General features: G+C 37.8%; 8 protein-coding genes. 5 read left to right on the top strand and 3 right to left on the bottom strand.

Features of this window, described 5'->3' with window-relative positions; translation table 11 throughout:
- Positions 1–122: 122 nt before the first annotated feature.
- The 3 genes from ABID46_RS13425 to ABID46_RS13435 form a co-directional block, all read right to left on the bottom strand.
- Positions 123–1,688: an SGNH/GDSL hydrolase family protein gene (locus tag ABID46_RS13425; protein ID WP_354510966.1), complete on the bottom strand. Its 1,566-nt coding sequence runs from the start codon at positions 1,686–1,688 to the stop codon at positions 123–125.
- Between the two features lie 8 nt (positions 1,689–1,696).
- Positions 1,697–2,926 (bottom strand): OmpP1/FadL family transporter, encoded by a 1,230-nt coding sequence (locus tag ABID46_RS13430; RefSeq protein ID WP_354510968.1) that lies wholly within the window; start codon positions 2,924–2,926, stop codon positions 1,697–1,699.
- A 123-nt stretch (positions 2,927–3,049) separates the two neighbouring features.
- On the bottom strand, positions 3,050–4,258 hold the full coding sequence (locus tag ABID46_RS13435) for a BaiN/RdsA family NAD(P)/FAD-dependent oxidoreductase (protein ID WP_354510970.1): 1,209 nt from the start codon (positions 4,256–4,258) through the stop codon (positions 3,050–3,052).
- A gap of 125 nt (positions 4,259–4,383) precedes the next feature.
- On the opposite strand from ABID46_RS13435, the gene folD reads away from it, so the two are divergent.
- From folD to ABID46_RS13460, 5 genes are all read left to right on the top strand, one after another.
- Positions 4,384–5,259, top strand: a complete 876-nt coding sequence (gene folD / locus ABID46_RS13440; RefSeq protein WP_354510972.1) for a bifunctional methylenetetrahydrofolate dehydrogenase/methenyltetrahydrofolate cyclohydrolase FolD — start codon at positions 4,384–4,386, stop codon at positions 5,257–5,259.
- Positions 5,256–5,903, top strand: coding sequence for a 7-carboxy-7-deazaguanine synthase QueE (locus ABID46_RS13445; protein WP_354510974.1), 648 nt, complete (start codon positions 5,256–5,258; stop codon positions 5,901–5,903). The genes folD and ABID46_RS13445 overlap by 4 nt, the downstream gene beginning before the upstream one ends.
- Positions 5,904–5,959: 56 nt before the next feature.
- A complete protein-coding gene (locus ABID46_RS13450; protein WP_354510976.1) occupies positions 5,960–6,523 on the top strand; it encodes a YceI family protein in 564 nt (187 codons plus the stop codon).
- Positions 6,524–6,635: 112 nt separating this feature from the next.
- A complete protein-coding gene (locus ABID46_RS13455) occupies positions 6,636–7,127 on the top strand; it encodes a plastocyanin/azurin family copper-binding protein (RefSeq protein ID WP_354510978.1) in 492 nt (163 codons plus the stop codon).
- Positions 7,128–7,178: 51 nt separating this feature from the next.
- Complete coding sequence (locus tag ABID46_RS13460; protein WP_354510980.1) at positions 7,179–7,511, top strand: 2Fe-2S iron-sulfur cluster-binding family protein; 333 nt, start codon at positions 7,179–7,181, stop codon at positions 7,509–7,511.
- Positions 7,512–8,331: the final 820 nt, after the last annotated feature.

The raw sequence follows: 8,331 nt of genomic DNA on the forward strand, positions 1-8,331 counted from the left end.
TCAGTTTTTAAGCTAGAAAAATGAAATTTTAATATCCAAGAAGCAAAAAAAAAAATATTAAGCATAAAAAAGAGACTGTCTTTTGAGACAGCCTCGTTTTCAATAATTTGATGTTTTATTTCTTAAGGAATTTTTACTCCAGGGAAATTATTTGGATTAACCGTACGTAAAGTCGATCCAAATTTATGGTTGATTGCTTCAATGAAATAGTTGGCAACAACCGCATAACCTCTTCCAGTTAAGTGAACACCATCCAATGAGAATGCGCCACCACTCACGAAAGTAGTTGTATAGGTATTTCCGAAATAAGTAATTCCAGAATCGCTACTTAAATCTTTCATGGCTTTGTGAGCATCAACAAATGCTAAATCATACTGTGCAGCCAATTGTGCAATAGCAGCATTGTACGCATCAGTTGCAGCGATAACTGCATTTTTCTCAGATGCTGTTAAAACCCATTTGTCAGCCAAAGGATTGGTTAAACCATCTAAAGATAATTGTCCAGCTTCTGCCTGAGAAAGACCCATTGCCATTAACTCTGCAACTCTTTCCATATTTAGTTTACCCAAGATAGTTTGAGAAGTAAATACCATCAAGTCGTTAGAATTGGATTGTCTTGTTTGTCCATAAATTGAACCCAATAACATCGCTTGTGGTTGAGGTACCCCAATTTGAACCAAAGCAGCTACTAATTGAGGTGTAACATTGGGTAATGTTTCATCGATAATAACCGCTCCATTTGCTGCATCAGCACTGAAAACGATTTTTCTATCAGATGCGCCAATCATATCCAAAGCAGCATTTATTGGTGTGTAGAACCCATTCAACATGGCAATGTTGTCAGCTCCAACATTGTTTACTGAAAATGGTTGAGTAGGAACAGTTGTGAAATAAGGAATATCAGTAATACTTGGGATATTCGCGATAACACCTTTTGCACCAACTGTATTGGTCAATGTTTCCAAAATTTGTTGAATAGCACCCGCTACAACCATTGGGTGGGAAATATCTGCACCACCATATGTAGTTGGATCAACGTTGTTAGCTGCCATTTGGTTAACACCTACACCACCTCCTGTAGCATAACTCAACACATCATTGTTTCCAATCCATAAAGAGAAGAAAGTAGGCGCTTGAGCCGCTGCATCAGCCAAAACGGATGTTGTTGGAGAAGATGCGAAACGTACAAAATATGGATTTGCTAAACCTGCTGCAATTCCTGCAGGATTACCATATCCATTTGCTAATAAATGATAAGATTTAGCACCTGGAACTCCCATGTTATTGACACCTCCAGTAACCATCGTCAAAGGAGATTGTGCAGGAGTAGGAACTGGCGCCAAAGCTCCTGTTTCTGGGTTGATGACCAAATTCAATCTTCCAGCAACACCTAAATTGGTAAATCCTCCAATATCATCTGGCATCAAAGGTTGTACGAAAGCTCCTCCGCCAGCCATTGCCATTTGGTTCGCCAACATATTTGGATATGAATTTTCTTGCCCACTTACAAATAAGGCATTGTCAGTAAATCCAGAAGTTAAGGAGTTTCCTAAGGCAACATATTTGGTAAAATCTGCGTCACCAGAAGTAACTACGATGTCCTCAATCGGCTCATCGAAATCTGGTTCACAACTTGCTAAAACAACCAAGGAACTAGCAAGGGCTATATTAAAAATATTTTTTTTCATTTTTCTGATTAGTTAAAGTTATACGAAAGTCCTAATCCAAACATAAGAGCACTTAAGTTTACATCTCCTTGGAAACCAGTTTCCACATTGTGAACGTATCTTTCAACACCCATTGTGTATTGACCAAATGCATCTACGTTAAATCCACCAAAGTTTAAACCTAAACCTGCTGTAAATCCGTGACGAGAAGTATCTGGAGTTTCTGGAGACCAATGCTCAGATGGAGAAACGAATTCGTCGAAATAGTATCCTAAACGAACGGCTAACAAATCAGTTGCTTGGTATTCACCACCTACTTTCCATACTGCACGATCTTTGAAGTTTTTCGTCGCTTTGGATTCATATAAATCACCTGTTTCAGTATTTTCTAATTCAATATCCAAATTGGTGTATTTACCCCATCCATGAACGGCAACCTCACCCGCTAACATCAATTTTGGTGTTGCTTGGTAAGAGAAACCAGCCATAAATTCTGAAACCAATGGCAACATTGCTGTAAATTGGTTGGTTGTAAATGGCATATTGTTAGAAATTCCAGATGGAACATTTGACCAAGTTACCTCACCATAATTTGCCTTCATATCCACTTTTGAGCGGTATGACAAACCAACGTTTAATTTTTGGCTTGGACGGAAGTATGCACCCACATTGAATCCTAAACCATGTGCATCAGAATCGTCAATTTCCAATCCAATGTCGTTTCCAGATACGCTCATCGTTCTTTGTAAATTCACAGATCCCATTGCATAAATAAATCCAACCCCAGCACTGAACCATTCATTGAATTTGAATGCAACTGTTGGTTGAATGAAATAAGATTTCAAACTAATTTCGTTGATGTTTGCTTGACCTGCCCATCCTTCTGGCCATTTAACGGTACTTCCAAAAGGTGTCGAGAAGCTAACCCCTACCGTTACCTCGTCAATTGGACGGTAAGATGCTGCAAAATAAATTGGTGTCCCAAGTGGACTATCGGTTTCTGCTTTTTCTAATGTACTAGGATTTTGCCATGCCACATTGTTCATAATTCCAAAACCACCTGCAGCTATACTTACTTTTCCTTCTACAAAAGCAAGACCTGCGGGGTTAAAAAATGCAACACTTGCATCTTTAGCATGCATAACGCCTGTATTACCGATCGAGGCTTGTCTCACACCTTGCAATGCCACACGGTAACCGCCTGCAAATGCCGATGAGCCTAGCCCTAGCAATAGCGCTAATAAATAAACTCTTCTCATGTTCTCAATTTAAAATTGTTAATGTATCGTTAACAAAAGTAGAAAAAAAAATGATAATTATTATGTGTGCATAATAATTTTTGTAAAATATTTTTTTGCATAGAAGAAATAATCGTATAACGGCTAATTGATTGATTCTAAGTGTTTTGCGATTATATGTCCTTCGCTCCAACAAGCCTGAAAATTAAAACCACCCGTGATAGCATCAATGTTTAAAATTTCTCCAGCCAAAAAAAGATTGGGACAAACCTTACTTTCCATTGTTTTGAAATCCACTTCTTTTAAATCGACTCCGCCGGCCGTGACAAATTCGTCTTTGAACGTACTTTTTCCTTTCACTTGGTAAATTCCTTCGGTTAATTCCGTTGCCAAGGCTTGGATTTGCTGTTTGTTCAAATGCGAAAAGGTTAAATCAACAGGGATTTTGCAAACTTCTAATAATCGATGCCAAAAACGTTTCGGAAATGAAAAAGGATTGATGTTTTGAACCAACTTTTTCGCGTGTTCTAATTTCAATTCGTTCAAGAAATCGATACAATATTCTTTGTCTTGTTGAATGAAATTTATTCGAATAGAAAATTCATAATTGGCTTTGTTCAATTCCAAAGCACCCCAAGCCGAAAGGCGTAAAATTCCTGGACCACTTAATCCCCAATGCGTGATTAGCAAAGGACCTTCGGCTTCCAATTTGAATTGAGGTATAGCAATTTCTGACCATTCAAAACTAATTCCCATCAAATCTTTCAAGCGCTCATCCTTGATGTTAAATGTAAATAAGGAAGGAACGGGTTTCACGATTTTATGCCTTAAATTTCGAAGAATATCCATAGACTTTACACTGCTTCCTGGAGTGAAAATTACTTTTTCAAAAGGAAGAACTTCCGATTTCGTATGCACCAAAAAATGATTTTCTTTTTTCTCAATTTTCAGCACATTTTCACTAAGCCGAATTTCGACTTGATTTTTCTCTACTTCCTTCATCAAGGCTTCAATGATACTCATCGAATTGTCCGAAACAGGAAAAATGCGGTTATCTTCCTCAACTTTCAACGGGACATTTCTCGATTCAAACCATTCCATTGTATCGCCCGGTTGAAATTGGTGGAAAACGCTGAGCAATTCTTTTTTTCCACGCGGATAAAATTCAACCAACTCTCTAGGGTCAAAACAAGCGTGTGTTACATTGCATCGACCACCACCAGAAACACGAACTTTCTGCAAGGGTGCAGGAGATTGCTCAAAAATTACGGTTTGTTTTCCCAGTTCTTTTCCCAAATTGGCTGCGGTAAAAAATCCGGCAGCGCCTCCTCCAATGATGGCGATTTTTTTCATTTCCCAAAAATACAATGCATCAATGGTAGAATTTGAATAAATATGTGGGAAAATTAAAAACTTTAAACCTTAAACTTTGAACTTGAAACTTTAAAGATTCGTACCTTTGCACAAAATTTTTCGGTATGCAAATCTTAGATGGAATCAAACTCGCTCGTGAAATCAAACAAGAAATTAAAGATGCTGTTGCAGAAGCTGTAAGTCAAGGCAAAAGAGCTCCTCATTTAGCAGCTGTTTTAGTCGGAAATGACGGAGCAAGTCAGACGTATGTAAGCAACAAAATCAAAGATTGTGAGCAAGTCGGATTCAAATCATCTTTGGTGAAACTTCCCAATACCGTTTCTCAAACAGAATTATTGGAAGTAATTGAAAAATTAAACCAACAAGAAGACTTAGATGGTTTCATCGTTCAATTGCCTTTGCCAAGTCAAATTGACCAAGAAGAAGTAATTGAAGCCATCGATCCGAAAAAAGATGTGGATGGATTTCATCCGACAAACTTCGGAAAAATGGCCTTGGATATGAGTACGTTCTTACCAGCAACTCCTTTTGGAATTTTGGAAATGTTGGAACGTTACAACATCCCAACTCGTGGAAAACATACGGTCGTGATTGGAAGAAGTCGCATCGTAGGTCGTCCGATGAGTATTTTGATGGGTAGAAAAGATTTCCCAGGAAATTCAACTGTTACTTTGACCCATAGCAACACCGAAAATTTAGCGTATTATACCTATTCAGCTGACATTGTTATCACGGCATTAGGAGTTCCAGGATTCTTAAAAGCTGAAATGATCAAAGAAGGTGCAGTTGTAATCGACGTGGGAATTACTCGTGTTGACGACGATTCCGAAAAAGGATACAAATTAGTCGGTGACGTTGATTTTGATTCCGTTAAAGAAAAAGCTTCTTGGATTACACCAGTTCCAGGTGGAGTTGGTCCGATGACCCGAGCAATGTTGTTGAAAAACACCTTATTGGCGTACAAAAACAATATGCGATGATTCCAATCAGTTCCCTTTCAGAAGAACAATCTGCTTTATTGAATGAAGGAAAATTTCTTCCTGTGATGGAACATTTTTATACCCTTCAAGGAGAAGGTGCACACGCTGGAAAAGCCGCTTATTTCGTCCGTTTAGGCGGATGTGATGTCGGTTGTCATTGGTGCGATGTCAAGGATAGTTGGGACGCAGAAGCGCATCCTTTAATGGATATGAATGCTTTAGCGCAAGAAATTTCCGCTATTTCCAAAACCATTGTCATTACCGGAGGTGAACCTTTGATGTGGAATTTAAATTTTTTCACTTCGAAATTAAAAGAGTTTGGAGCAACCATTCATATCGAAACTTCAGGCGCTTATTCCTTAAGTGGACAATTGGATTGGATTACCTTATCGCCTAAAAAACGCGCAGAAGTACAAAAAGATGTTTTGGCAAAAGCTTCGGAATTAAAATGTATTGTATTCAATAATGATGATTACCGATTTGCTGAAGAACACGCTGCTCAAGTTTCAATCGATTGTAAATTATACCTTCAAGTGGAGTGGAGCAAAAGAGAATCGATGACTCCGAGTATGGTGGAATATGTCAAAGCTAATCCGAAATGGAATGTATCCGTTCAAACGCATAAGTATTTAGATATTCCATAGTTGCGTATTTTTTGAATTGTTTTATCTTGCAAGAGAATTAAAAAAACTCTCTCAAAATGAAAACAATTAGTACACTACTTTTTGCAATTTTAGTATTTGCATTTAGTGGAATTCATGCACAAACAAAATCCATCAACGTTGAAAAAAGCAACATTCATTGGCTCGGAAAAAAACTGATTGGCCAACACGAAGGTGATTTGAAATTTCACGAAGGTGATTTGATTTTCGAAAAAGGCAAACTGGTTAGTGGGAAATTTACGGTTAATATGTCCACTATTTCAACTACCGATCTAGAAGGCGAATTGAAGAAAATGCTTGATGACCATTTAAAATCAGATGATTTTTTTGGAGTTGAAGCGCACCCAACCGCAAAATTGGTGTTAAACAAAGTCAAGGATAACGGGAAAGGTAATGTTTCTGTAGTCGGAGAAATGACCATCAAGGGCGTAACCAATGAAATCAAATTCGATATGCACTTAAAAGACAATTCAGCTAGCGCCGAAATTAAAATCGATCGAACTCAATACGGTATCAAATACGGATCAAAATCTTTTTTCCCAGATTTAGGAGACAGAGTGATTGAAGATATTATTGAATTAAATGTTCAACTAGTTTTTTAAAAATGATACATTTGAAAAACACATAATTGTACGCTATTTTAAATTGAGAACGCTGAGAATCGTCATTGCATAAGTCGATTTTAAGCGTTATTTTTATGGAAAAGAATTCATTATGAGAAATTTAATCATCGTTCTTTCCGTAGCTGTAGGATTGATTTCCTGTGGGAAAGAAACACAAAAGGAAACCGTTTCGCAAGAAGTTGAACAACAAGTAATCAATGAAATTTCCAATCAAATCGAATTGAAAGGAACCGACGATATGAAATTTGACAAATCTGAGTTCACCGTAAAAGCGGGCGAGGAAGTCACTTTGAAATTTACCAATGCCGGAGTTTTGCCAATCGAAACGATGGGACACAATGTCGTTGTTTTGGAAAAAGATGCCGACGTCAAAACGTTTGCAACAGCTTCCGCCAAAGCGAAAGCAACCAATTATATATCCGATTTGTACATCACCGACATCATTGCCCAAACCAAATTATTGGGTCCAGGCGAATCGGAAACCATCAAATTCACCTTAAAAGAAGAAGGAGAATACACCTACATCTGTACATTTCCAGGTCACTGGATTGCGATGAAAGGAGTAATCAAAGCGGTTAAATAAATCCATTCTAAAGATTTTTCATCCTAATTTTGCATCCATAATTCAGATAAAATGCCAGACGTAAACATTACCATCATAGATAGAGAAGGAGTTTCGCACGAAGTTCAAGCACCAACCGATATGGCAATGAACGTGATGGAAGTCGTTCGCGGCTACGAATTGGCACCTGAAGGCACCATCGGGATTTGCGGTGGAATGGCCATGTGCGCTTCTTGTCAATGCTACGTCATTTCGGAAAATGTCGAATTACCCGAAATGCAAGACGACGAAGAAGCAATGCTTTCCGAAGCATTCAATGTCAAAGAAAATAGCCGTTTGGGTTGCCAAATCAACATCACCGAAGATCTAGAAGGATTGGTCGTAGAACTAGCACCAGAATCTTAATCTTCATTTCAGATTTTAGATTTCAGATTTTAGATTTCAGATTTAAGAATTTAGATTGTTCTTATAGTCTGTTTTATTTAGAAAAAAATAAAACTCCCACATCCTAAATCTAAAATCGTATATCGTAAATTAAAAAGGGCGTGAGCCCATCACTCCGTTGCACTTCGCGATGGCGTCGGGCTTTCCGTTCCTATCTTTTCCCATTAACTTCGAGAGCCTCAGCCAACGGAAAAAAGGATATTCACTGCACTTACAAAGTATGCACCGTAGGTAATCCCTCACGCAAACATACTCAACCACATAGCTTTGTAACTAAATTAAATATACTCGCCACAACAAGAAGCGTTTAGCCATATTTCAGAAGCATTGACTCGTATATAATAAAAAAACCTCACATGTTTTTTGGTCAAATAGAATCTATAAACATTCCTCCCTAACCTTTAAGAATTGTCCCGTATGCCAAAAAAATACAGATAGCAAATTCTAAATTTAAATCTGGACCTCAGAGAGGTCCAATAGCTGTAAAAAATAGTAAAAACCATTCCGACTTCGGAGAAGTCGTATCAATCAACAATCTCCAAATCTAAAATCAGAACTCTAAAATCGTATATCGTACTTCGTAAATCAAATATTCCTTTGCGCAACTTTGCGTTATAAATTATAAAATGCTAAATCTGGACCTCGGAGAGGTCCAATAGCTGTAAACAATATAGTAAATACCATTTCGACTTCGGAGAAGTCGTATCAATCAACAATCTCCAAATCTAAAATCAGAACTCTAAAATCGTATATCGTACTTCGTAAATCAAATATTCCTTTG

Origin of the sequence: Moheibacter stercoris (assembly GCF_040545805.1) — a bacterium.
In the GTDB taxonomy this organism is placed as follows: Bacteria; Bacteroidota; Bacteroidia; order Flavobacteriales; family Weeksellaceae; genus Moheibacter; species Moheibacter stercoris.

What these genes read in the sequence shown, in the direction of transcription:
- ABID46_RS13425 (WP_354510966.1), bottom strand. Translation starts at nt 1,688, where the DNA reads ATGAAAAAAAATATTTTTAATATAGCCCTTGCTAGTTCCTTGGTTGTT.
- ABID46_RS13430 (WP_354510968.1), bottom strand. Translation starts at nt 2,926, where the DNA reads ATGAGAAGAGTTTATTTATTAGCGCTATTGCTAGGGCTAGGCTCATCG.
- ABID46_RS13435 (WP_354510970.1), bottom strand. Translation starts at nt 4,258, where the DNA reads ATGAAAAAAATCGCCATCATTGGAGGAGGCGCTGCCGGATTTTTTACC.
- folD (WP_354510972.1), top strand. Translation starts at nt 4,384, where the DNA reads ATGCAAATCTTAGATGGAATCAAACTCGCTCGTGAAATCAAACAAGAA.
- ABID46_RS13445 (WP_354510974.1), top strand. Translation starts at nt 5,256, where the DNA reads ATGATTCCAATCAGTTCCCTTTCAGAAGAACAATCTGCTTTATTGAAT.
- ABID46_RS13450 (WP_354510976.1), top strand. Translation starts at nt 5,960, where the DNA reads ATGAAAACAATTAGTACACTACTTTTTGCAATTTTAGTATTTGCATTT.
- ABID46_RS13455 (WP_354510978.1), top strand. Translation starts at nt 6,636, where the DNA reads ATGAGAAATTTAATCATCGTTCTTTCCGTAGCTGTAGGATTGATTTCC.
- ABID46_RS13460 (WP_354510980.1), top strand. Translation starts at nt 7,179, where the DNA reads ATGCCAGACGTAAACATTACCATCATAGATAGAGAAGGAGTTTCGCAC.